This window comes from Parabacteroides sp. KHUB-03, assembly GCF_056640975.1.
The window spans coordinates 3,418,082-3,443,198 of sequence record NZ_CM153257.1 but is presented as its reverse complement, the minus strand read 5'-3'; the positions used below and the strand labels follow the sequence as shown (position 1 = coordinate 3,443,198).

The window sequence follows — 25,117 nt, the reverse complement described above, 5'->3', positions numbered from 1 at the left end:
TCATTGAATGTCCCTAAAAAGCTTATGATATGAAGGTACGGGCATACCTATCCTAGAAGGTTGAGGTTCCGTTTTATAAATCTGTGTTGATAAAATGAAGCAGTTTTTTTGTGAGACTTTCCCATGAAAGAACAGCTTTTTCTTTTTCTATGTTGTCAGCAATAATAAGCAATTTTTCGGGTGATAGCAAGTCTTTAATTCCTTGGGCTATGGCTTGTGAAGATATTTCAGGTACGACAATACCCGTTCCCGGGTCGGCAATACTATGCTGAAAGTCACCTACAGGTGTACTAAGCATCGGTAGGTTATAGTGATAGGCTATAGATACTACGCCGCTTTGAGTTGCCGAACGATAGGGCAGAATCAGAGCATCGGCAGCTGAAAAAAATACAGGTATTTCATTATCTGCAATATACCGGTTGTATGAATAAATACGTTTGCAGGCTGGTGACGCCTCAATTAAGATCTGGTATTTGTCGTAGTTGCCATAACATTCTCCGGCAATCAGCAGCTGATAGCTTTCATCCAGTTTGGACATTGCCTCTATTAACAAGTCAAGCCCTTTATAATCGCGTATAAGGCCGAAAAACAGTAAAGTTTTCTTGCAGGGATCAAGAGCTAGGGATTGGTGGGCTTTTTCTTTGTCTTGCTTTTTACCAAAATGATTATATAAAGGATGAGGGTTTTGTATATACTTAGCACCGTTACAGAGCGATTCCAAATCATTCTTTACCGTATCACTCATCACGATAAAACCATGACTTTGTTTGAATAATAATTTTGCCATCGGTTTGTCAAAGAAACGGGGTTCGTGCGGAATAGCGTTATGGATAAGGGTTATTACTTTGCAATGCTTCTTCATCCGGTTTGCAATGTGTGCATACCCAGGGACAAAGAAAGACATCCAGTAACTTATGATCAACACGTCTGGAGCAAATGCTTTAATTTCTTTTACAGTTTTGCAATAGCTTATAGGATTAATGCTGTCTAATGAACGAACACTATCTACCTTTATCGCTCTGTCTCCTTCTTCTACATATTGCGTTTTGCCGGGGAAAAGAAAATCGGGATAAAGGCGTGAAAAGTTGAAAGCCTTTACTTCGTGTCCTTCTTTTTGCAATTGAGTGTATAGCATGGCGCTAAACTGGGCAATGCCTCCACGGTAGGGATAGACAGGGGAGAGGATAGCGATTTTCATATTGGTTGTAGTTGACGGTTGACAGTGGACAGGTGCGCAGCGGTATTTTTAACTGTCCACTGTTACCTGAATTAATATCTATAGTGATCAGCTTTGTACGGACCTTCTACTGGAACACCGATATAGTCGGCCTGCTTTTGTGAAAGAGTGGATAGCTTGACGCCAATACGCTCCAGATGCAAGCGAGCAACTTCTTCGTCCAGACGTTTCGGAAGACGGTAAACACCTACTTCGTAAGCCATCTGCCATAAATCCATTTGGGCTAATACCTGGTTCGTAAATGAGTTACTCATCACGAAAGAAGGATGTCCTGTTGCGCATCCCAGGTTTACCAAACGGCCTTCTGCCAAAAGGAAGATAGAATTGCCGTTGGGGAATGTGTATTTATCAACCTGAGGTTTGATATTGGTATGCTGGATATTAGGATAGTTTACTAGCTTTTCTACCTGGATTTCGTTATCGAAGTGACCAATGTTGCAGATAATTGCCTGGTCTTTCATTTGTGTCATGTGTTCGATAGTAATGATGTCGCAATTGCCGGTTGTAGTAACGAATATGTTTCCTTCTTTAATAGCTTCTTCCATCGAGGTTACCTCAAAGCCTTCCATTGCAGCCTGAAGTGCACAAATCGGGTCTATCTCTGTAACAATTACACGGGCACCGTATGTACGCATAGAGTGTGCGCAGCCTTTTCCTACATCACCGTATCCGGCAACAACCACAACTTTACCTGCAATCATTACATCGGTAGCACGTTTGATACCATCAGCTAATGATTCACGGCAACCATATAAGTTATCGAATTTGGACTTTGTAACGGAGTCATTTACATTAATAGCAGGAACCAGCAGCTCGCCACGTTCCATCATCTGATACAGACGGTGTACACCGGTAGTAGTTTCTTCCGATACGCCTTTCATTTCAGCTATAGTACGGTGCCAACGCGTATTATCTTCTGCCAAAATGCGGTGTAATGTGTCCAGAATTACTTGTTCTTCATGATTACCACCTTTACGATTTATTGTTTCGGCGTCGTTTTCAGCACGGTACCCCATGTGAACTAATAAAGAGGCATCGCCACCGTCATCTACAATCAGGTTCGGGCCTTTGCCGTCAGGGAAGCGTAATGCCATATCTGTACACCACCAGTATTCTTCCAGTGTTTCGCCTTTCCAGGCAAATACCGGAACTCCTGATGCAGCGATAGCGGCAGCGGCATGATCCTGTGTAGAGAAGATGTTACAGCTTGCCCAGCGTACATCTGCTCCCAACGCAACTAATGTTTCGATTAACACTGCAGTCTGGATAGTCATATGCAGTGAGCCGGTGATACGTGCACCTTTCAGAGGTTTCTGATCGGCATACTTCTTGCGAAGCGCCATCAATCCCGGCATTTCGTGTTCGGAGATTTCGATTTCCTTACGGCCGAATTCTGCCAAACCCATATCTGCTACTTTATAAGGCAGATTAGTTGGAAATAATTGAGACATAATAAAATTACTATAAGTGTTTTTAAAGGCTACAAAGGTAGTTACTTTATTTTGTTTTTTAATGATGTTTTTATTAATAGCTCATTTAAAATGCTTCCGATAAATAAGATGGAAGGTATATATATCGGCATTGCGTATCTCCATGTTGTATTGGGACTTGCTAAAGCAGAAATGCCAATGTATATGATAATAAAGGAAAGTAGAAGACCAGATGTTTGCCAATATTTATCCGCGAAACTACTTTTACGCGTTGTAACAAAGAAATAGATTGAAGCAGCGGCAAATATTATCCAATAAATATAGTGTAGAATGTGCCGTGCCGGGTTTATGTCAGAGAATAGATTGCAAGTGTGTTTATAGTTATCTATCTGAATGTTGTAGTAATCTTGATACATTTTCTCATTTTTAAATTCACCACCATGTTCTCCTATCTCTCTGAATTCAAAGAAACCTGTGAAAGAAGGAATAATGAAACTGGTAATAAAATCGAAGGGATATGTAAATATTAGTTTCTGTGCATATTTAGAATATAATTCTCCTGCTTCTACCCAGGCAATAGGGTAAGGACGGTTGGTCATTTGCATGTAGTAAAATACAAACTGTTTAAAAGGAGAGGTTTGATCCCACATAAGCCCGGTTGACAATGCCGCCTGGGTTGTGAAAATGGAATCGGGGCAGGAGATGAGGAATTTATGATATAGCTGTTCTAATTCTGTGTCAAATTTAGTTACGGGTAGTTGTTTAGCTTTAGGAATTAGTACAGAAGCGTTGTTCATTAACTGCCATCCTCCAAATCCGGAAGTTGTGTTTACTCCGGTTACTTTTTTATATTCGGCCCGTGTAGAATTTTGCAGAAAGAGCAATAAGGCTATTGGAATGCAGGCAATGATTATTCGTAATATAATAGCTTTTTTTTGAAAAGCCAGAAATAGGACTATCATTGATACTGGTACATAAAACATACCTGCATATCTGACATTATATAGCATGGCAAGGCAGCATAGATGAATAATAATTATCCAGATATTTGAACTGTAAACCATCCATAAAGCTGTGGCCATAAATAAAATTGTTAGTGTATTGAATAATCCGTCGCTCATTAAGAAATTGGTACTGAACAGGATGGTTGGTGATAAGAATACAAATAAACAAAGCCCATAGAATATCCATTTATTCTTTAGTTCGATTAAGTATTTGAACGAATACAAAAAGAATAAAGATATTAACGCATTGAAGAAATATGACGCAATGAAGATGAAACTGAAACTACTGTTTATGCTATGCAGAAATTGTAAGTAATAAGAATACCCCATTGGTCTATATATGTTTAATATTCCGCTTTGTGCCGATAGTATGTAAGCTCCTGTATCAGGAAATACAAAAGGAAAAGGGTATAAATTATAAAATAGAACGCCGATTATACTTATTAAAAGTATTAAAACGCAGAGTTCTGTTTTTTGTTCTTTAAACGATATGTAGCGAATAAAATCTTTAAAACTTTTCATGTTGAATAGGTTAATCAGTAAAACGATATTTAATAAGTATCCAAATAGCTTCTATACCATCTGTCCATCGGATTTTTTTGCCTTCATTAATCGAACGGGGATAATAATGAATAGGAATCTCTTTTATCTTAATTCCGTATTTTGCCACTTTGGCTGTTACTTCCGGACAGAATTCAAAGCCAGTACATTTTAAAGGGATTGATTTCAAGAACTCGCTGTTAAAAGCTTTATAGCAAGTAGGTTCGTCTGTTAAATGTTGGTTAAACAGTATGTTTGTGACAGTAGTGACTAATAATCCTCCGTAATAAAAGCTTTGGTATGAATGTTTATTTTCTTTTATAAGAAAGCGTGATCCGTACACAACTTTTTTCTGATTATATATTAGTTCCGGTAAAAGTAGATTATAGTCTTCCGGTTCATATTCTAAATCAGCATCCTGAATAATAACATAATCGCCTGATACTTTTGTTATACCCGTACGTATAGCCATCCCTTTTCCTTGATTGACTGTATGTTGAATTAAATATATGCTCTCATTAGGGTGAGATGAAATGTAATTGTTAACCAGCTCTTTGGTCGAGTCCTTAGAACCATCATCTACAATGATAATCTCCTTTTGGGTTTGTTCAATGAGTTGAACTGATATTATTTTATTAAGTATCTGCACTATAGTCCTTTCTTCATTGTAAGAAGGAATAATGATAGATAGTGTTTTGTTTCGACTGTTTTCCATAGATTGACTTTCTCAGTACTCTAAGAACTACGGTTAACAATCATATCACACTCCTTGATTTTTCTTTCAAACCAGGCATAAATAAGATAAACTAATTAATAAAACATCCTTTTTCAACTGTCTATGAAATAGAAACACAGCTTTTTATAAGAAATTATTACTACTTTTGCATAAATAAACAAAGTTCTTAGAGAACGATGCTATACAAAAAGGGTAGGTAATAAAAAAGGACTGTCTAAATAGTTTAATTCATTAGACAGTCCTTTACCTATAAATTTCCAATCATGCAAAGCCGACTATTTTAGTTTCCTCATCATCTTCTTCAACCAGAAATAGTAACCTGTTACAGCAAAAATTACTCCAAGCAATGAGACCAAGCAGGAAAGTACCCGGGTTATAATACCACCCCAGGAACCTGCATGTACAGAATAAATCCATCCTCTTATCTTACCGGATTTTGGAAGGTCATCATATAACTGAATTTCTGTAATTTCACCGGTTGCCGGATTAAAAGAGTAACGGTCACTACCTCGCGTATTGCCATATTTAAGAGAAGATACAGTTGCCGAACCATCTTGAATTGTAATAGAATTAAAATTAGCATAGCGGTTTTGCAAAGCCGTTAACACATCCGCCCATTGTGTATAATCTGTTTTTTTCTGCCGTTTTTCTTTTCTTTCCGCATTGGAATGTTCATGAGAACCGGCCTTTTTTCCGTAAGTTTCTTTTGAGGTCAAAGCAGAAGAAGGCGAAGTATGTACTTGTGTTTGAGTTGCCTTAACTCCAAAAACCGTATAGAAAGCATTACGATACCAATCAAAAGACCAGGTCAACCCAGTTAAACACAGAACAAGCAAAAGCAATGCAGCATAAAAACCTCCCGAAACATGCAGATCATAAAAGAATCGGAACCAACCGGCTTTAGTCTTTATTTTTAACCTGTTCTTCATTACTTTCTTATTACGCGGAAACCAGACAAAAACACCACTGACAATAATAATAACCAGTATTAGTGTAGAAACACCAACAAGCGTTTTTCCCCACGAAAAACCTCCGTCCCGTTTATATTCATCCAATAACCAACGGTGGAGACGCATCATCTGCATAAAGAAACCTTGTCCGTCATCTATTCCTGTTATCTCTCCGGTATATGGATTCATAAAAACCGCAGCTTTCTTTCCCGGCAAAACCAACTGATATGTTCGCTTTGGATCAGAAAAAATACGAATGCCATTTATCTTCATAGAATAAGGAAGTTGCTGTTGTGCCAAGCTTATTAGAGATGCAGGCGGAAGCGGTTCGTTCTTTACCTCTTTTACAAAATAGCGTGAAGGATAACACAATTTCAATATCTCCGTTTCAAATACAAGTATTGCCCCTGTCAGGCAAACAATAGCAATGATAATACCAAAAGGTATCGATAACCATAAATGTATTTTTAAAAAAAACTTTCTCATTTTCCGAATACTTGTTTTATTCCATCATATATCCCCGGAACAGCAACCGTCCCTGATCCCACCACAAACTAAGATCGATAGCTATATAAATATCGAACAACTCCGTGCTCTTCAGTCAAAAAGCGGCTAAACGTTTCACTACCTCCCCCTTCTAATGTTGTACCTGGAGAAACTTTACCATCACGTCCGGCAGCCGAAGCTGTAGGCGTGAAATCCCGTGTCCGGTCTGTGCTTGATACACCGATAATTATACTTGGCGGAAAGTACTTTCCTCTACCGGAAGAAAAAGCCTTACTGATCCCTACCAAAGCATGGAAAAACGAATCCCCGTCAAGAAGATAAATCACCGGATAAGTTTGTGCCTTATCCTGATCATAGTTTTCCGGAAGATTTATCCAGTAACCCTGTCCCTCCTGCAAAGCCGCAGAATACAATGTTTGTTTTTTACCGATATAAATATCCTCCTGGCTCCGCGTAACCGACGAGAGCAGGAGGAATATTAAAAGAAATTGAATTTTAACCATTTTCCGTGTTTAGCAACTACTAATCTTTAGAAACTGTAAGCTTTCCAACACCGCTGATCTGTTCAGACTCGACAGTAACACCTTTTGTTGCCACAGCCGTTTTAGGATCAATCTGATAAATCGCCGGCTGGTTTCCGTCCGTAGTGGTTACAGGCATATACACCTTGCCATTCTCTGAATAAGGGCTATTCCCAAATCCTGAGATAATATCTGTCGAAGGCATCCCCGCCACATAAGTTAATTTCTTGTCTTCGCCTTTGTAAACAGCCAGTTCTTTAGCTACAAATCCCGATTCTGTCAAAGGTCTGTCATACATCAACAACAAGAAATAGTCTTCTGCGATATGCCAGCAACGCAAAAAGGCTTTGCCATTCGTTGCCGCTTCGATATTGAAATAATAGCCGGAATCGAAATCATCAGTTCCGGATTTGATACGCACCACGCCTGCAGGCAAATTTGTTTTCTGGACATCTGCCGTCATGGTTTTTGCATAACTTGGCGAAAACACATATATGTCGCCATTATCAGCTGCCCAAATAGTCTGATAGTATTGCGATTTATTGCGTCCGCAAGCATAACTGATCTTATCTGTTTTAATCAGTTTCGGATTTTCCAATTTCTCGTTCTCATAAATTGCAATCCATGCTTCATTCGGATGCTGGGTCCATTGCAGTTCCCCTTTTTCGTATGCGCTACTATTGCTACCTCCGGATTCTGTTTTCACTAATTCCGGATATACAACATATTTGCCACCTTCGGCTTTTACTCCATATTTGCTTAATCCCATCGGAATCGGAGCAGAATATATTTTATTATTGGCCTGCAAAATACCGGCCAACGTAACATACTCACCATTACCCAGGTAGTTTTCAGACATAATCACATTATTATTTGTGGTAAATGTTTCATTGACCACATCCAGATAAGACAACAGGAAACCTTTCGGTAAATAACCATTCTCATCAGCGTAAGACGAACCCAAATCACCGGTAGAAGATGTAATGATATAATTATTATAAATACCGTAAGAGGTGAAACGTTTAATCTCGTATGTATTATCACGTTCTTCCACTTTTCCTTTTGCATTCAGTATATATGAAGAAGTAACTCCTGCATTGCCTTGATTATATACCAGGCGATATAAATACTTATCCTGATAGAATATCCACTGCGTTCCGCTTTCCGTTGTAAGACCGTTGTTCTTAGCCGACACTTTTCCTTCGGCCAGTTCGTCAGCGGTTAACAGATAATTAGCATCACCAACAGAAGCAGCGATAACATAACTGGTTAAAGCTTCATTATCGCCGTCGCCACCACCATTTCCGCCTTCAACCATATCATCGTTGCAGGATATTATTGATCCTAAACATAAGATAGCAGCAAGACTCCAGTTTAAATAGTTCTTTTTCATATACAAAACAGATTTTTAATAATTAATATTTATATGTATGCCAGTATGAGTTATTTACCGCCGAAATAAACCCTTACCTTTCCATAGAAAGCCCGTCCGGCTTTCTGGAGGCTAAAATTGTCGTACAGTTTTTCATTTGTAAAATTCCGGCATTCGAATGAGATATTGTATCGTCCGTTTTGTATGCCGTAAGATAAAGTAAGGTTATGGGAGAATTGCGTAGGAACCACAAATTCGGACTCACTACCCACAGCTTCCGAATAGAGCGGAAAACTGTGCATATACAAGTTATCGTATGTAACTGTCAGCATATTACTTTTCTTTCCTAAGTTGCGCCAATAAAATGTAAGGTCCGAATTAGCAAACTGATATGGTAAATTCGGTATCCGCGCCTTATATGTCAGGCTTTCCTGATTACTTCCGTTGCTAACGGTTTTCACATTATCACGCACGTTCATCTGTGTAAAGCTTCCACCTGCACTAATCCAATCCGCAAAACCATATCGTGCAGAAAAAGTAAATCCTTTTGTCAACACGCGTCCATGATTCACATAAGTCGCCCCATATTTACCGCCGCTTAAATCGGATATATTACGCTGGATGTAGTCTTTTGTATTTCGGTAAATCACTCCGCTTTCAACATATATGGAATGCTTCCCAAACATTTCGTCATAACTCAGGTTAAGGTTCAGGTTATCGCTATTCTCCGGTTTCAATGCGATATCACCGGATTCCAGATCCTCATCACCAAACATCTCTTCATTGGTCGGCAAACGATATGCTTTCTCATAAGATAACTTTGCCTGTAGGTTCTTTAAAATAAAGTAAGTTCCTGCCGCTCCATATCCCATTGCATTTACAGAGTTGGTTGTACGTACATATTTATCCTGTGCAGCAGACGTAGCAACCGGGCCGGCTATAAACTGATTATAATATTTACCAAACACAGACACGTTCCAGTGCTCGGAAGGCATCAAACGATAAGACAGGCCGCTAATGTTCTTGCGGGTTTCCTTAGGAATTGCATTTGCCTCCGAATCTTCATTCAGAAGAGAACGGTTCGATCGCCGGAAAGCATTCAATACATGATTAAAGGTAAACATGTGTGCTTTGCCCAAACGGTAATTAGCTGTCAATGTTCCGTTCCAGTTGTTATTATCCGAACGGGTATTCTGATAGGACTGTTCGCCCGGCATTTTAAGAGGACGCATTTCACCACGCCAATTAAATTCATAAGAAGAAGTATCGACATTGTTCGTCATATTCTTATTATAGTTAGCCGTCAGTACCAAATCTAATCCTTTTGTGAACAGGTCTTGTTTACGGTAATCAAGTGATGGCATAAGGGAGTACCCTTTCCGGTACTTTCCGCCAAACACAACTTCCTGCCGGACACCGGTTTGAATGTCTTTATACATCCGTGAGTAGGTAAAACCAAACATGAACCGGTCAGCCCATTTCTTATTAACAATACCAATCTTTCCTACCACAGCTTCATTATGGAAATTGTCGTGAAACCGTTTCACATGTTCAATCTTTTTTTTATTAATTGCTCCGGTAGCAAAGTCTTTCACCGGAGTATCCACATAATAGTCGTTATCAGAATAGTTCTGAAAAGCATTGATTTCATAAGTAAACCCATTACTTAAGGTCTGTCCGAAATTAACATACGATTTATGTGTATTAAATGACCCAAAAGAATAAGAGGCATCTAGAAACCACTTTTTCTGATTCTTTTTGGTAATGATATTGATAACTCCTCCTATTGCATCGGTTCCGAAGCCAACAGGCACGACACCTTTATATACTTCGATCCGCTCTGCGTAATTAACCGGGATATTATTTAATCCGAATGAACTTCCTACGCCTTCCTGCGGTACGCCATCTATAAATATCTTAATATGTTTACCGCTGAATCCATCCATCATCAACTGCATATCCGAGCCAACACCTCCGGATTCACGTAATTTCATCCCCGGAGCTTGTGTTAGCGCTTCACTCAGGTTCTGGGTGGAATTTTGTAAAGCTTTCGTATCAAGAGCCACAGCATTGAATGCTGAACGTTTCAAGCGGCTTATTCCATTGGAAACGACCACAACTTCTTCCAGTTCTGTAGTTTGAGGAGAGATAGTTACATTCTGTTTCGTTCGTTCGCCGGCAACAAGTTTCACCGGCTTTTCTACAGTTTTGTAGCCAATAGCAGACACTACCAGTGTATAGTCGCCTGCGGGAGCTTTCAGATGGAAAATACCATCCTTATTAGTAGTGCCTCCATAATTCGTGCCTTTCAAGTAAACTGTTGCAAAATCTACGATCTCTTTTTCCGTAGACAGAACTTTGCCCGAAATCATGGAGCCATCCTGCGACCATGCATAAGTAGAAAAGACTGATAAAAGAAGTACCAGGAAAAACTTATAAATAACCGTTTTCAATGTATAATGAATTTTGTAACGTTAATAAAACGCTGCAAAGTTCCCTATAAATCAAAAACACATCAATCGCCATAAATAGGTAAATACAGATAGGATTTTATCCTGTCCAGTCACTATTTATAGGTACTAACACCTAAAACAAGACAAAAAAAGGAAAGCGGAGGTCCGGCATAGCACCAGACTCCGCTTTCCATATATAATTAACTCTGTAATGTTTACTTATTGCAAGTACAACGCGGTTTGATCTGCTTGAAGAAATCGTTACCCTTGTTGTCTACCAGAATAAAAGCAGGGAAATCTTCTACTTCAATCTTCCAGATTGCTTCCATACCCAATTCTGGATATTCCACGCATTCAATACTCTTGATATTGTTTTGCGCCAGAATTGCAGCCGGACCACCGATTGAACCCAGGTAGAAACCACCGTGATTCTTACAAGCATCCGTTACCTGCTGGCTGCGATTACCTTTCGCCAGCATAATCAAGCTACCGCCATGGCTCTGGAACAGGTCGACATAAGAGTCCATACGGCCAGCCGTAGTCGGTCCCATAGAACCGCAAGCCATACCGGTCGGTGTTTTAGCCGGACCGGCGTAGTAGATTGGATGGTCTTTAATATATTGAGGCAGGTCTTCTCCCTTGTCCAAACGTTCTTTCAACTTGGCATGGGCAATATCACGGCCTACAATAATCGTTCCGTTCAATGACAAACGGGTTGCTACCGGATATTTATCCAATTCTTTCAGGATATCGGCCATCGGTTGGTTAAGATTGATTTTTACAGCGTTACCTTCACCTGCCTGGCGTAATTCGGCGGGAATCAATTCACCGGGATTGCTATCCAGTTTCTCAATCCAGATACCGTCTTTATTGATCTTACATTTGATATTGCGGTCGGCCGAACAGCTCACGCCCAAACCTACCGGACACGAAGCCCCGTGGCGTGGCAAACGAACGATACGAATATCATGCGCCAGATATTTTCCGCCGAACTGTGCACCCAATCCGATGTTATATACTTCATTCATTACCTGCTTTTCCAGTTCCACATCGCGGAAAGCACGGCCGTATTCATTACCTGTAGTAGGCAAATTGTCATAATAATGAGTAGAAGCCAACTTCACTGTCAACAGGTTCTTCTCGGCAGAAGTACCGCCAATAACAACAGCAATATGGTAAGGAGGGCAAGCTGCCGTACCTAATGTTTTTATTTTTTCAATGATAAATGGAACCAAAGTACCCGGGTTAAGGATCGCCTTTGTTTCCTGATACAGATAAGTTTTGTTTGCCGAACCGCCGCCTTTGGTTACACACAGGAATTTATATTCCATACCTTCCGTAGCTTCAATATCTATCTGTGCCGGCAAGTTGCATTTTGTATTTACCTCATCATACATATTCAAAGGAGCATTCTGGGAATAGCGCAGATTCTCTTCTGTATATGTTTTATAGACGCCCAAGGCCAAGGCTTCTTCATCGCAATAACCTGTCCACACTTGTTGTCCTTTCTCACCGTGGATAATAGCCGTGCCGGTATCCTGGCAGAACGGAAGTACGCCTTTTGCTGCCACTTCTGCATTACGCAGGAAAGTCAATGCCACATATTTATCGTTATCGCTGGCTTCAGGATCATTCAGGATCTTAGCCACTTGCTCGTTATGCGAACGGCGAAGCATAAAGGATACATCACGGAATGCGGTATTTGCCATTGCCGTAAGGCCTTCTTTAGCGACCTTTAAAATAGGTTTTCCTTCAAATTCCGAAACGGATACATAATCTTTTGTAAGCAAATAATACTCTGTGGTATCCGGTCCTAATGGGAACGGTTCCTGATACTTAAAAGGAGGTGTTGCCATAGCGTTTGTATTTTAATTTATAATATTGGTTTAGAATTACTGTCTTTCTTACGGACTGGCAAACTTAACTAAAATTCGTGAGATACAGCCGTTGTTTGGCCTTTTAAAATCTGTATTTCAAGTTTATTTTAAATTCCGTTAGTATATTTGAAGATTGTAAACAAAACATGCACATGAAGATATTAATTGTAGAAGACGAGCCTTCATTGCGGGAACTTATGTATAAAACGCTCTTACAGGAAAGGTACGTAGTAGAAACAGCAGGTACATATCTTGAAGCCAGTTTAAAGATAACGGATTACAGCTACGACTGTATTCTGCTTGATATTATGCTACCCGACGGAAACGGATTGAAACTGCTGGACGATTTAAAGAAGCAACATAAACAAGAAAGTGTCATTATCATTTCGGCCAAAGACTCTATAGACGACAAAGTGTCCGGATTAGAGCTAGGTGCAGACGACTATTTGCCCAAACCTTTCCATTTGGCAGAACTCAACGCACGCATCAAAAGCGTTATGCGCCGTAGATGGGGCAACGGCGACATGTCTATACAACTTGGCAACATACGGATAGAGCCGGATAGTTTCCGGGTATTTATTGCCGGCAAAGAAATCGAATTACTCAAAAAAGAATATGACATATTACTTTATTTCATGAACCGCCCGAACCATCTCATCGACAAAGCCGCATTGGCTGAAGCCGTATGGGGCGACCATATCGACCAGTCGGACAACTTTTACTTTGTATACGCTCAGGTTAAGAACCTGCGTCAACAATTAAAAAAAGCCGGAGCGGACGTTGAGATTCGTTCCATTTATGGTTTCGGTTATAAAATTGTAATCTGTAATAACGAATCTACCGGCAAACAATGAAATTGATATACCGCATACTAATCCGTCTTTCGGTTGTGCTGCTCCTTATACTTAGCGGCTGGGCAGTATTCTTTTATTACACAATGGTTGAAGAAATAAACGATGAAGTAGACGATGCCCTTGAAGACTACTCCGAAACAATTGTCCTTCGGGCACTGGCCGGACGGGAACTTCCTTCTGCCAACGACGGTACAAACAACACCTATCAAATACATGAAATAACCAAAGAGGAAGCAGACTCTTACCCCTCAATACATTATTATGATGCGGAGATTTACATTCAGGAGAAAAAAGAAACCGAACCCGCACGTATACTCCGGACTATTTTCGCCAATAACGAAGGACGTTATTTCCTGCTCGAGGTGTCTACACCTTCTTTTGAAAAAGAAGACTTGCGTGGAGCCGTTGCCTCCTGGATCGTATTCCTTTACGCAACACTTCTTGTTACTCTGCTGATTGTATGTGCTTGGGTATTCTACAGAAGCCTGAAACCGCTTTATACGCTGCTACATTGGCTGGACGGATATTTGCCCGGTAAACCGATTGCTCCGTTACAAAATAAAACGACAATCAGCGAATTCCGCCGTTTGAACGATGCTGCCCAACGCGCGGCAAAACGTTCGGAACTGGCATTCAACCAGCAAAAGCAATTCATAGGAAATGCTTCGCACGAACTTCAAACCCCACTGGCCGTATGCACAAACCGGATTGAATGGCTACTGGACAATACAGACCTGACTGAGGAACAGATGGCTGAATTGTTTAAAACAAAGCATACATTGAATTATATCATCCGCCTTAATAAATCTCTATTGTTCCTGTCGCGAATTGATAACCGGCAATTTACAGAAAGCTGCCCGATCGAAATAAACAATCTGGTAAAAAGACTCCTGGACGATTATAAAGAAATATTCTGCTATAACGGACTAATTGTTTCGCTGGAAGAATCCGGAACATTTACCCTTATAATGAACGAAGCACTGGCAGAGGCTCTAATCTCTAATCTGGTCAAAAATGCTTTCATTCATAATAAGGAGAATGGTTATATCCATATCACCCTGAAAGAACAAAGTTTTGTTATTGCCAATACAGGCACAGATTTCCCACTGGACAGCGAGCATATTTTCGACCGCTTCTATCAGGGAAGCCGCAAGGAAGAATCTACCGGACTGGGGCTAGCCATTGCAGACGCTATCTGCAAACAGTATCAGCTCCATCTTTCTTATGAATACAGAAAAGGAGAACACTTGTTCTCCCTTTCCAAATAAAAACATCTTTATTTATAAAATAATTCCGTCTTTAGTTATCCGCAAGTCCACCTCCAGCTTGCCCTGTTCCAATTCCACCAGATACCATTCTTCGGAAGGAGTCTGGATAAACTCTGCATCGTCAATCTCATAGGTGGCATAAGGAGATGCTTTAATTGCAGCAACTACGGCAGAAGGCAATTCGGAAGCATGCACGTCCGTTTTGGTTTGTACCCAAGAGCCATCCGCTTTAAACAATAGTTCACGCTTAACTTTTCCATCCAGTATATCGACTTCCGTCATATCTTTTTCTTTTTCGATCTCAATAATACGGGCATCCGGGTAAGTAGTCTTTATATATTCCTCAACATTTCCGGCAGGTTGGGCAGGGATAAAGTCCTCATAGTCATCGTCAGTATCGACATCAGCTACTGCCTTTATCAATATGCCGTCCGGCGAGTAATAAATATCCGTTTCAGTGTTTCCTTCTTCTACTTCAATTACGTAAACAGTTTCCATGTCTTTGCGTTCTATCATATCCACGTCATCAACCTTCCAGTTTTTATATTCACTCTGCTGGAAAGATGTTTTCACCGCAGAAGGAAGGGCATCGAATGGAATGTCCGTTTCAGTCATATACCAAACCCCGTTATTGTCATACCAGGCTTCTGTATCTTTATTGTCTTGCTTAAAATCGGCTACCAGGTACGTGTTACGCTTTTCCCATCCCACACTTTTAGCAGACGGATATTGAGTTGTAAAAGCAGTTTGGGTTGTTTCGCTTACCCACTCCAGACCTTTATCATTATTATCGTCACAACTCATTAACAACCCTGCAGCCAATACAATAGTGCATACCATTCTCTTCATAGTAAATTCCTTTCTTATTTAATTATCAATGTTAATCAGATTAAACTTCTTGTCAAATTTTAATTCGAGGCCATTCGATAACTTTGCCTCATAATCACGGGAGCTTTTTTCAATTTTCACGATAGTCTGTTCCGCATAATTCGACTTCACATAACGAAGAATTACAGAAGGAACAACCGCTTCGGGCACTGCTGCATATTTACAATCCACCTCTTTCCAACTGCCATCCTTATCAAACTCTACCTTAATACTATTCGTAAATATAACCTCATACTTCTTGTCGAACCATTCCTTTTCCATTTTAGTCAGGGCAACTTTATCGTTTGGGAAGTACTTCTTTACATACGCTTGTGCCTTGGCAGGCAACTCATTAAACGGAATAGGGCGGTCGTCGTCCGCATGTACCGCCGTATTTACGGCCAGCAGACACATTAATAAGACCAAAATCTTCTTCATTGTTGTTTATTTTTATTGTCAGACATCTTTTTACCAACCTTTCGGTAGGACAAAGATGAAGCACAATTTTAAAATGAATCTGAAATAGAATAAAGAAATGTACTTCCTACAGATTCTTTCCTGAGTTTTCCTTCCTTCATCATCCGTTTCAGATCGGCAGCGGCTTTTGTCTTTCCGCAATGGCAAAGGCTACGATATATTTTACCGGAAATGTAAGGGTGTGTTTTCAGGTATTCCATCGTAAAGGCTTCGCATTGTTCGGGTGTATACATTTCTCTTTCCTTTTCTTCCGAACGGACTACGGGCATTGCTTTTAGACGATCGCGCAATTTGGAAGACGAGCGGAAAGTTACATCACGAAAATGTACCGACTCTGCCCTTATTTCCTTTTTATCCATCACCGGACGGCATTTAAGCGCAATGCCGAATGTGCCTATCCCTTCCAGCTCGATATTGTATCCAAACAGCAAAGCATCGGCTATTACATCCTGCAATAATTGCAGAGCACCTTTTATATCGGCCGAAGAAAGGGACGAACGTCCGTTGGCATTTCTTACCAGATCGTCTAAACGCATAGTTCCGTTAGGTACGAAACGGGCATGAAGCGGCTGTTTTCCATTCTCTTTGTCAGGAGTAAGATTGCGTACTAATTTGTATTGTGCAGACATATTAAGTAAATTGATTTAGTTTTATACGTATTCTGTTAATCCTTTTGCCAGGATATATTACCTGTTTGCTCCCATACTTATAACTGTCCGCCATTCGACGGACAACCGTTCGACGTACGGAGGACAATCGTTCATTGGTCGGCGGACGATCGTCCGCCGACCAATGAACGATTATAAGTAAAGCACCAAAGATATAAAATATCAGCATATTTTTATCTACATTTGCCGGTATTATGAGTAAAGGGTTTCTTTTTATATCTGTTTTCCTGCTGTTGGCTGTCAAACCAACCATAGCCCAAATATCTCACGGAGGAAAGCCCCTGGCCTGGAATGCCCTGTCCGGAATAGAATCCAGAAGTGCAGAAGCTTCATTGTTTGTGGATATGCCGTCTTTTGACGTTGAAGAGGAATTACGCATCGATTCGCTTAATGAAAGTGATATGCGCGGCGGTTACCGTTTTGCCTATAAGTTCATAACCGACTACAATCCCAACAACTCAGGTGTAAATTTCACATTACCGGATGGCACGCGTGTGTGGCGGCTGGGAATCCGTTCCCCAGGTGCTTATTCTATTAATATCTTATTTACCCGATATGAATTGCCTGAAGGTGCCCAACTATTCTTATATAACCGGGACAGAAGCCAGATACTTGGCTCTTTCAACCAGATGAACAATTCCGAATCCGGAATCCTTCCTGTAGCACCAGTACAAGGCGACGAACTTATTATTGAATATCAGGAACCGGCCAAAGCCGCCTTCAGAGGGAAATTGACTGTTGGAGAAGTGAACCATGCCTACCGTAATTTAAGAGGAGACGAACCTAGGCCGGGCTCAGACGAATATAAAGCCATTCCTCCTTTAGCCTGTTACGCAACCGGGGGAAGTATTTATGAACCATTGGGCAGAAGTGTGGTAATGATGCTTATAGACGGAGTGATTGCATGTTCGGGCACATTAGTCAACAACATGCAAAATGACGGGAAACCTTATTTGCTTACGGCATCACATTGCCTGAACCGCAGTTTTACAGTCTCTAATCCCGATTACCAAAAGGTGGCCGGACGGATTGTGTTTTTCTTCAATTATGACAGTCCAACCTGCAATACTATTTTAAAAGGCACAGAAGAAATGTCCGTAGCCTCTGCCAAAAGTATTGCCATAAACGAACAAACTGACCTGGCATTACTTGAGCTATCACAACGCCCTCCGGTATATTACCAGCCATATTATGCCGGATGGAATGCAACACAGATAAGCAATCCTCCTTATGCAGGCATTCATCATCCCGGAGGTTCCGTAAAACGGATAAGTCTGTCGGAAGACAATATAAAGTTGAATACTTTTAATACAATCGGGACACATTTCTATGATAACTGTCATTGGCACGTACAAAAATGGTCTGACGGATTTACCTCAAAAGGCTCATCGGGTTCCGCACTATTCGACTCGGAAGGATACGTAATAGGAGCTTTATCCGGCGGACTATCCATGCAAGACAAACCATTTGACGACTTTTATTATGCACTTAGCCAGACGTGGACAATTTCGGAAGAAACAGATAAGCAACTAAAACACTGGCTGGACCCGGCCAATACAAATAAACTTTTATGCAAAGGGCTCGATCCTTACGAACAAGACCATTGTTTGAAACTGAGTAATGTGGAAGCTACCGGAAAACAGGAATTAATCGAAACGGCATCAATCCCGGCAACTAACACCGAGCCTCTTTTCGGAAACAACTCCTTAGGTGTTACCGAATGTGCCGAAGCCTATACTATCACCGGCAAAGCCCTGATTTACGGAGCTTATTTTGTTACACCATCCGTTACAGGCAGTTATAAAGATCTGAATGTCGAGGTTAACGTTTATGGCGGGACAGACAAGCCCCAAACACTTTTACACACGGAACCATTCCGTCCCTCCTACCAGAACCTGAACACATCCGATAATTCTTTTCAGGAGACCGACAAGCCGTTAAACCGCTCACAAGAGACTTACATTCATTTTTCCAAACCTATCGCCGTTGATGGAACATTTTACATAAGTTATAAAATAACAGCCCCTAAAGGAACTACTTTCTCTGTCTATAATCTTCCGAAAGGAGAAACAACTAAAAACACGGCATGGGCTAATTACAACGGCAAGTGGATCGAGGCTACAACTTACCCGCAAAACCCATTCAGCACATCACTGTACATCGATCCGGTCATACAATATACAACAAGCGTTGGGATAGAAGATATAGAAGATAATAATCCTGTACGTATCTATTTAGAAAATAACCACAAAACACTACGCGTGTTGCTGCCCAACGGTACGGAAAAAGCCAGTTATGAACTATTATCCCTGGAAGGGAAAATTCTTCAGGCCGGAAACATCCGTTCCAATGTTGGCATCATCCCTGTAAATGTATCTGCAAAAGGAATTTATCTTGTGAAAATAACATGTAATAACAGATACTATACACAAAAGTTAATATTTTAATCAAAATTAGAAAGATTTTTCCTTATCTTTACCGCTCATAACAAAAAAAATACTTTAATTTTGCACTTTGATAGGTAAGGGACAATTGGAAGTGAATATATAAACATAGTAACATTTTAAACTTACATCAAATTATGAACAAAAAGTTTTTATTGCCTTTCTTAGTATTGGCAGCAATCGTAACCTTTTCTTCTTGTTCCAACAAGTTGAAACCGTTAGCAGAACAGTACATTAAAGCTGAACCGCAGCCGCTAGAGGCTATCGGTGGCAAAGTACCTGTAACTATCAATGCGACTTTCCCTGCTAAATGGTTCAATAAGAAAGCTGTAGTAACCGTTACTCCGGTACTTCGTTACCAGGGTGGTGAAGCTTGGGGTACTTCTTATACTTACCAAGGTGAAAAAGTGAAAGGTAACAACCAGGTTATCCCTCAAAAAGAAGGTGCAAACGTAACAATGAAGTCTTCTTTCACCTACAAACCTGAAATGAAGAAATCTGAACTGTATCTTACTTTCGAAGCAAAAATCAAAAACAAGACTGTTAAGTTGCCGGATGTAAAGATCGGTGAAGGCGTTATCGCTACATCAGAATTGGCAGACGCTGCATCAGCTAACGCTGCTATCGCCGCCGACAAATTCCAACGCATTATCAAAGAAGCTCATGATGCAAACATCATGTTCTTGATCCAACAAGCTAATCTTCGTGCAAAAGAAATCAACTCTGACGCAGTTAAAGAATGGAAGGAAATCGTTAAGAATGCAGACGAAGCTCCTAATCAGAATGTAGCTATCGAAATCCAGGCTTATGCTTCTCCTGATGGTGGTTTCAAATTGAACAATACATTGTCTGAAAACCGTGAAAAGAATACAACCAAATATCTGAACAAGGAATTGAAGAAGATGAAAGTTGATGCTCCGGTCGATGCTCGTTATACAGCTCAGGACTGGGAAGGTTTCAAAGAATTGGTATCTGCTTCCAACTTACAGGACAAAGATCTTATCTTGCGTGTAATCTCTATGTATCAGGATCCTGAAACAAGAGAAAAAGAAATCAAGAACATCTCTGCTGTTTATTTGGATTTGGCTAACACAATCCTGCCTCAGTTGCGTCGTTCTCGTTTGACAGCTAACGTTGAAATCATCGGTAAGTCTGATGACGAAATCAGCGCATTGGCTAAGAGCAATCCTTCTGAACTGAACGTAGAAGAAATTCTTTACGCTGCTACATTGACTAATAACAATGGCGAAAAGATGACTATCTATACTAAAGCTGCTGAATTATATCCTAACGATTACCGTACTTGGAACAACATCGGTATGATGGCATTCCGCGCTGGTGATTTGAACAAGGCAGAACAAATGTTCAACAAATCCAACTCAGTTAAGAACAATCCTGAAGCTAACATGAACTTAGGTTTGATCGCTTTAACTAAGGGTGACCAAGCTAAGGCTCAGCAATTGTTCGGTAGCGCTGCCGGTGTTGCTGAATTGAGCGAAGCTCTGGGTGTTCTTTATCTGGAACAAGGCGAATGGGCTAAAGCTGCTAACTCTTTCGGTTCAGTTAAGTCTAACAACGCTGCATTGGCTCAGATCCTGGTTAAGGATTACAGCAAAGCTTCTCAAACATTGAATGCAGTTGCTACTCCTGACGCTATCACTTCTTACTTGAAAGCTGTTGTTGCTGCCCGTACAAACGATGCTAACGGTGTTATCAGCAATTTGAAAGCTGCTATCGCTGCAGATAAGGCTTTGGCTAAAGAAGCTGCTATCGATCTGGAATTTGCTAAATATGCAACTAATGCAGATTTCGCATCATTGGTTAAATAAGTAACTATTTTAGATCATATAAAGCGGGTATCTCTTACGAGGTACCCGCTTTTCTTTTATCCAGACTTTCGAAAATGCAATGAAAAACAACAAGTTTCAATAATACACACAAATAATTTGTTTATATTTGCAAAAACTACGAATATTCACAAAAAACACATGCCATGAAATCATTAATAGCATTTATCGGGAGTATAATCCTTCTACTATTTTCTTCCTGCGAGCAGAAAGGTGTATATGTGGAAAAAGAAGAACCAAAGCCTCCTTTGACCGAGGAGAATGATTTTACCTTCCAAACAAAAAAAGATAAAACTGTAGAAGTGATTGCCATCAACGGCAAAGGTAATTATGCCGCAGGTGTTCCATTCTATTTCTATACGGAAACACCTTATACTGACGAAGGAGATTTAAAAGATATTTCTCCTATATTCTATGGAATTACCGGAGAAAATGGAATACTCACAGCCAATATAACAGTACCGGATGCTGTAAAGATTTTATATATCAGGACAGATATTGCCGGTTTTGGCGGTATGCAAACCTATCAAGTACCGGAAGAAGGAACCGGAACAGTCACTTTTCGAGGTCCTTCCCCATCTTTTATATCCGGAACAAGAAGCAGCAACCTGAAAGCAGAAGAAGAGTTCCCATCCATAGCAATATTTCCTGAAACAGTCAACAACGTATACACCTTTTACGAAGGAGCAACCGATTCTTACAACGGTTTACCTGCCTATACGACACAGAATCCCAAACCGGCAGAAAATACATCACTCGATACAAATGGTTCTCCATTAGTGAATTATAAAGGTATCGTTTCTTTTGTAGATGACATGGTGTCTGTCAACAAGAAAGCAGATGAGCTATTCCCTGAATTAAATGTTTCCTTTAAAGAAGAAAACAAATATTTATTAGAAGAAAAGAATAATACCGACTTGGTTGTAACAAGCGCGAATGGAGCAGAAATCTGGGCAACCTATATCGGAGATGGAGGATTCAGCCTGAAAAACGAAAATGTATCCTATAATACACTATGTTATTTCCATTATCCGGTAGGCACTATTCCTGATGCGAGCACAATACGGAAAAATATATTATTCCCGAATACGGATCCGGAATGCACTCCTTCGGGAATACGGGTACAATTACTTTACTGGGATGGAAACAAATATACGAAAGTCTTTCCTAAAGGGACAAAAATAGGTTGGTGCATGATACAAAACGGTTATGGAAAAGAATCCAATATGGCTCAACATCCAAACCGTTTCAGCGAATGGAGAATGAAAATATTAGAAAGCTACCGGTACTCTCTTGCTCCTATGAACAAAGAAATACGGGCAATAAAAGGATTTCCGTCAGAACCAAGTTACAATCAATTTGTAGGACGTTTTGTTGAAGAACTGAACGGAACCATCTACGGAGCAGAGAACAGGGTTACCATGTCCAAAGAAAACGGGAAAATATCGGATGACGATTTTAATGACATTTTATTTTTTACCACCTTTAATCCGGTAGTCAAGCCCAACACAGACATAAACGATAACTTTGAAGATACTAATAATAAAGATGTCATAAGTGAACTGTGCGGTACACTGGCTTTCGAAGATATGCATCCAAGTATCGGCGACTATGATCACAACGACGTGGTTATTGATTACAAATACAATCTGATTAAAAGTAAAGAAACTGCTCAGCTAAATGCAATACAATTAGATTTCTTAGTCAGAGGAGCCGGAGGCATGCGCACTTCCGGTTTCGGTATAGAATTGCCGCAAATTAACAAAAGCGACATCGCCAATATATCAGAGAATGTTATTTATGAATCTGATTGCAGCAAACCTGTATTTATTATTTATAATAACATACGGGAAGTATTTGGAGGAACGAGTGGTATAATTAATACATATCCCGGTACACCCCATATACCTTCATCACCAAAAACGGTTCGAATCGATTTAAAAACATTGTCTGCAGAAGAATCGAACAGCATTACCGTACTGGCATTCAATCCGTTCATATTTGTAGATAACAGAGGCAACGAAACACATCTTATCGACTATAAACCGACAACTAAAAACACAAAGAAGTTCGGTACTATGGATGATAAGTCGGATGGCGTCAGCACATTCTACCGTAGTAATAATGGATTTGCCTGGGCATTGGATATCACCAAAGCAAACTCCAGTGCCGAATCATGGTACTATCCTAAAGAGGGAACAAATATTACTGAGGCATACCCCGGATATACCAATTGGGCTAGTGGTAATCATACAAATACATCATGGTTTGACCGGACAAACGGAATCGAGGAAAATCTCTATATTCCTCCGAAAAATACAGAAGAGTAGAATACCGGAATTCATAAAAAATACAAAATTAATAAGACCCTGTACGTATAAATACGTTTATCAGGGTCTTATTTGCGTTATCGTATTAATATTACCGAAAAACATGAACATATTAGGGAAAACTATTACACTATTCATGCTGCTGTCTTTATGCAGCATACAAACAGTCAATTCGAGTACAACAAAGCCGGTTCGTGGAACATGGCTTAATCTAACTTATCAGGATGTACGCAATAAATACATGAACCCTGCACATATAGATAATACCAACCCGGATTTATGGAGGCTCAAAGTAAAAGAACTGTCGGAAATGGGTGTGAATTATCTGGTCATTTTGGCCGTCGCCAATGAAGGAAAGGCATTTTACCCGTCTAGCTTTATGCCACCTGCCTATCCGGCAGACCGTGAAAGTCCGGTAGAAGCTATTATGAACGCAGCCGATGGTAATAACATGCAGGTTTTTATGAGTTGTGGCTGGGCTAAAAACCAAGATGATGATCTTCGCAAACCCGAAATACGCAAAACACAGATACGGATAATGGAAGAAGTAGCCGCAAAATTCGGTCATCATAAATCATTCTACGGATGGTATTTACCGGTTGAAGATGCCGTTAATCCTTATCTGCCGGAACATGCCGTCGATGCTGTTAATACATTAACGGCAGAAGCACGCCGTTGCAAACCGGATGCTGTAGTAATGGTTTCTCCTTATGGAGTTCGTTTATCAAATGTAGATGATCCTAAGTTCGGGGAACAAATAGCAAAATTAAAAGTAGATATTATTGCATTCCAAGATGAAATAGGGTGTGTGCCTGAAACACTTCCACTGCCTCTGATGAAAGAAAATTTCCGTAAGCTATGCGATATTCATAAAAAAGCCGGAATCCGTTTTTGGGCAAACAACGAATCGTTTACTTGGGAGAAAGGAACAAATTCCAGAAAATCGGCATTAATCCCTGCAGCATTTCCGCGTTTCCTTTCCCAAATGACCGGAGTAACGAAGGCTGGCGCCGAAGAAGTAATCAGTTTTGCTATGTATGGTATATATGACAAGCCGAGCTCGGAAATGCCTATCGGACAACCATGCTTGTCAGCCAAAGCCTATCTGGATTATATGGATTGGAAAGCAGGGAAAGGACGCTGGCCTTTGTTAGAAGCTACATTTACAAATGATCTATACCACGATGCCATAGATAAGAATATAACATTTATATCACAACCAAGTTCTAAATATAATAGAGGAAATCTGACAGACAAGAAACTAGGTGATGAAGATATGAAAAACCCGAATTGGTTAGGATTTAAAGATAAAGACATGGATGCCATATTAGATTTAGATTCTGTAAAGGTTATCCGGACATTAGCAATCCGCTTCCTGAACTATCTGCCTAAATCCATAGCTTTGCCTGATATGGTAGACTTCTATTTGTCTACGGATGGAGAATCCTTTAAAAAGGTAAAGACCGTGGCAATGGAAACAACACCTAATAACATACATGATTGCTGGATTGATATTGCTGTAGCCGACGGATTAAATGAACAGGCACGCTACATTAAGATTGTTGCCTCCAACAAGGCCAATTACTGGCTGTTGGCAGACGAAATACTAGTAAATCCCGAATTTAATTAAAATTCAAAGGATGTACAAATACAAAGCGGGCACCTATGAATTTCTAATAAATATATTGAGCGAGGAATGAAGCTGCAATAATCGTAAAAAACACAGCATGTGCAA

Annotated in this window: 18 protein-coding genes; 6 read left to right on the top strand and 12 right to left on the bottom strand. The window is 40.2% G+C overall.

Annotated features, from left to right (window positions below; translation table 11 throughout):
• Positions 1-73: 73 nt before the first annotated feature.
• From ACYIB7_RS14705 to ACYIB7_RS14665, 9 genes are all read right to left on the bottom strand, one after another.
• Entirely contained in the window at positions 74-1,198 is a 1,125-nt protein-coding gene (locus ACYIB7_RS14705) for a glycosyltransferase (protein ID WP_480337586.1), read from the bottom strand.
• A 71-nt stretch (positions 1,199-1,269) separates the two neighbouring features.
• Positions 1,270-2,688 carry an adenosylhomocysteinase gene (gene ahcY, locus ACYIB7_RS14700; RefSeq protein ID WP_103983621.1) on the bottom strand — a complete coding sequence of 473 codons (1,419 nt, stop codon included), beginning with the start codon at positions 2,686-2,688 and terminating at the stop codon, positions 1,270-1,272.
• A gap of 41 nt (positions 2,689-2,729) precedes the next feature.
• Positions 2,730-3,749 carry a hypothetical protein gene (locus ACYIB7_RS14695; RefSeq protein ID WP_103983620.1) on the bottom strand — a complete coding sequence of 340 codons (1,020 nt, stop codon included), beginning with the start codon at positions 3,747-3,749 and terminating at the stop codon, positions 2,730-2,732.
• Between the two features lie 454 nt (positions 3,750-4,203).
• On the bottom strand, positions 4,204-4,926 hold the full coding sequence (locus ACYIB7_RS14690) for a glycosyltransferase family 2 protein (protein ID WP_103983619.1): 723 nt from the start codon (positions 4,924-4,926) through the stop codon (positions 4,204-4,206).
• 296 nt (positions 4,927-5,222) lie between these two features.
• Positions 5,223-6,383, bottom strand: coding sequence for a PepSY-associated TM helix domain-containing protein (locus tag ACYIB7_RS14685; RefSeq protein ID WP_480337583.1), 1,161 nt, complete (start codon positions 6,381-6,383; stop codon positions 5,223-5,225).
• Positions 6,384-6,451: 68 nt separating this feature from the next.
• A complete protein-coding gene (locus tag ACYIB7_RS14680; protein ID WP_480337581.1) occupies positions 6,452-6,907 on the bottom strand; it encodes an alpha/beta hydrolase-fold protein in 456 nt (151 codons plus the stop codon).
• Positions 6,908-6,926: 19 nt separating this feature from the next.
• Entirely contained in the window at positions 6,927-8,318 is a 1,392-nt protein-coding gene (locus ACYIB7_RS14675; RefSeq protein WP_480337579.1) for a DUF4374 domain-containing protein, read from the bottom strand.
• Between the two features lie 50 nt (positions 8,319-8,368).
• Positions 8,369-10,669 carry a TonB-dependent receptor gene (locus ACYIB7_RS14670; RefSeq protein ID WP_103983680.1) on the bottom strand — a complete coding sequence of 767 codons (2,301 nt, stop codon included), beginning with the start codon at positions 10,667-10,669 and terminating at the stop codon, positions 8,369-8,371.
• Positions 10,670-10,965: 296 nt separating this feature from the next.
• A complete protein-coding gene (locus ACYIB7_RS14665) occupies positions 10,966-12,606 on the bottom strand; it encodes a fumarate hydratase (RefSeq protein WP_103983616.1) in 1,641 nt (546 codons plus the stop codon).
• Between the two features lie 173 nt (positions 12,607-12,779).
• On the opposite strand from ACYIB7_RS14665, the gene ACYIB7_RS14660 reads away from it, so the two are divergent.
• Both ACYIB7_RS14660 and ACYIB7_RS14655 read left to right on the top strand, forming a co-directional pair.
• Positions 12,780-13,481, top strand: a complete 702-nt coding sequence (locus ACYIB7_RS14660) for a response regulator transcription factor (RefSeq protein WP_099464638.1) — start codon at positions 12,780-12,782, stop codon at positions 13,479-13,481.
• Positions 13,478-14,749, top strand: a complete 1,272-nt coding sequence (locus ACYIB7_RS14655) for a sensor histidine kinase (protein ID WP_099464637.1) — start codon at positions 13,478-13,480, stop codon at positions 14,747-14,749. The genes ACYIB7_RS14660 and ACYIB7_RS14655 overlap by 4 nt, the downstream gene beginning before the upstream one ends.
• Positions 14,750-14,761: 12 nt before the next feature.
• Here the strand turns inward: ACYIB7_RS14655 and ACYIB7_RS14650 are convergent, their stop codons facing one another.
• The 3 genes from ACYIB7_RS14650 to ACYIB7_RS14640 form a co-directional block, all read right to left on the bottom strand.
• The gene (locus ACYIB7_RS14650; protein ID WP_480337576.1) at positions 14,762-15,598 is read right to left on the bottom strand and encodes a PepSY-like domain-containing protein; all 837 of its coding nucleotides are present in this window, start codon (positions 15,596-15,598) and stop codon (positions 14,762-14,764) included.
• 18 nt (positions 15,599-15,616) lie between these two features.
• The gene (locus ACYIB7_RS14645) at positions 15,617-16,054 is read right to left on the bottom strand and encodes a PepSY-like domain-containing protein (protein WP_099464635.1); all 438 of its coding nucleotides are present in this window, start codon (positions 16,052-16,054) and stop codon (positions 15,617-15,619) included.
• Between the two features lie 68 nt (positions 16,055-16,122).
• Positions 16,123-16,722 (bottom strand): HU family DNA-binding protein, encoded by a 600-nt coding sequence (locus ACYIB7_RS14640; protein ID WP_099464634.1) that lies wholly within the window; start codon positions 16,720-16,722, stop codon positions 16,123-16,125.
• 233 nt (positions 16,723-16,955) lie between these two features.
• Between ACYIB7_RS14640 and ACYIB7_RS14635 the strand changes: the two genes are divergently transcribed.
• From ACYIB7_RS14635 to ACYIB7_RS14620, 4 genes are all read left to right on the top strand, one after another.
• Entirely contained in the window at positions 16,956-19,208 is a 2,253-nt protein-coding gene (locus tag ACYIB7_RS14635; protein ID WP_480337575.1) for a trypsin-like peptidase domain-containing protein, read from the top strand.
• 134 nt (positions 19,209-19,342) lie between these two features.
• On the top strand, positions 19,343-21,034 hold the full coding sequence (locus ACYIB7_RS14630) for a tetratricopeptide repeat protein (RefSeq protein ID WP_103983613.1): 1,692 nt from the start codon (positions 19,343-19,345) through the stop codon (positions 21,032-21,034).
• A 164-nt stretch (positions 21,035-21,198) separates the two neighbouring features.
• Positions 21,199-23,382, top strand: a complete 2,184-nt coding sequence (locus ACYIB7_RS14625; protein ID WP_480337574.1) for an LruC domain-containing protein — start codon at positions 21,199-21,201, stop codon at positions 23,380-23,382.
• A gap of 103 nt (positions 23,383-23,485) precedes the next feature.
• Positions 23,486-25,012 (top strand): DUF4434 domain-containing protein, encoded by a 1,527-nt coding sequence (locus ACYIB7_RS14620; RefSeq protein ID WP_103983611.1) that lies wholly within the window; start codon positions 23,486-23,488, stop codon positions 25,010-25,012.
• Positions 25,013-25,117 lie beyond the last annotated feature (105 nt).